This is a genomic window from Dietzia sp. SYD-A1, from assembly GCF_015356725.1.
Classification (GTDB): Bacteria; Actinomycetota; Actinomycetes; order Mycobacteriales; family Mycobacteriaceae; genus Dietzia.
In genome coordinates this window covers 1-885 of the sequence record NZ_JADDKI010000134.1, presented here as the reverse complement: position 1 = coordinate 885, position 885 = coordinate 1, and the positions used below count along the sequence as shown (strand labels likewise).

The following is an 885-nucleotide window of genomic DNA, read 5'->3' as shown; positions in this document are numbered from 1 at the left end:
CGGCCATCTACACCGCGATCGCCGCAGCCGGCGACGCCGCCTGCACTGCCGTGGTCAACCCGTCCCCCCGCAGCACGGCGGCCACGGCCACGCCGGCAGTCGACACCGTCACCATAGCCGTCCCCCCGGCGCTGAACCTGGCGCCTTCCTCCACGGTGACCCTGGGCTCGGACGTCCTGCCGTTCACCCCCAACGAGGCGAGCTACCTCGATCCCGACTCGGCCGAGGCGGTGCTCCTGCCCATCGCACAGCAGCTGGTGGCCACTCCTACGGCCCATCTGACGATCACCGGGACCTGTTCGTCCGGCCAGCCCGGCACCGGGGGACCCGACCCGATCGACTTGTCCACCGCTCGAGCCCGCACCGTCGCCGACACCCTTCGCTCGCACGGCGTCCGTCCCGACCAGCTCACCCTGTCCGGGGTCGGGACCAACTTCCCCGAGTTCGTGCCCGACCTCGACGCCGCCGGAAACCTCATCCCCGCCGCCGCCGCCCGCAACCGCACCGTCCGACTCTCGCTGAGCTGACAGGCCTCGGCGTAGATCGGGGGGAGCCGGCCACGGCCTGACGGCCAAGCACCGAGGCCGGCTCTCCCTATTCCAGCTCCAGGGGATCGTGTGGGTACTGCGGCGGGGAGATGTCGCAAATCCAGCGCAGCGGGTACCTGTCGCGGTGTCTCGCGGGGGGCATCTCGGCCGTCTGGTTGGCGAGGGGCTGGTTCTTCCACCGGAGCATGGTGAGCCAATCGCTGACGTGCACCGGCCAGGCCCGACCGGTTTCACGGATCTTCCAGTCCTCGGGCAGATCGTCCTTGCTGAAGTCGGGGTCGAAGGCGCGGACGAGTGTGTCGAGGTGCTTGCGAACCAGACTCGTCGGGTCGGGGAC

At 70.4% G+C, this 885-nt stretch carries 2 protein-coding genes; one reads left to right on the top strand and one right to left on the bottom strand.

Translation table 11 applies throughout. The features are described from left to right. A partial coding sequence (locus tag IY392_RS06320) for an OmpA family protein (protein WP_194860787.1) occupies window positions 1–527 on the top strand: 527 nt, incomplete at its 5' end. Between the two features lie 67 nt (window positions 528–594). Here the strand turns inward: IY392_RS06320 and IY392_RS06315 are convergent. Beyond that, the coding region (locus IY392_RS06315) for a hypothetical protein (protein ID WP_194860786.1) at window positions 595–885 on the bottom strand (291 nt) is incomplete at its 5' end.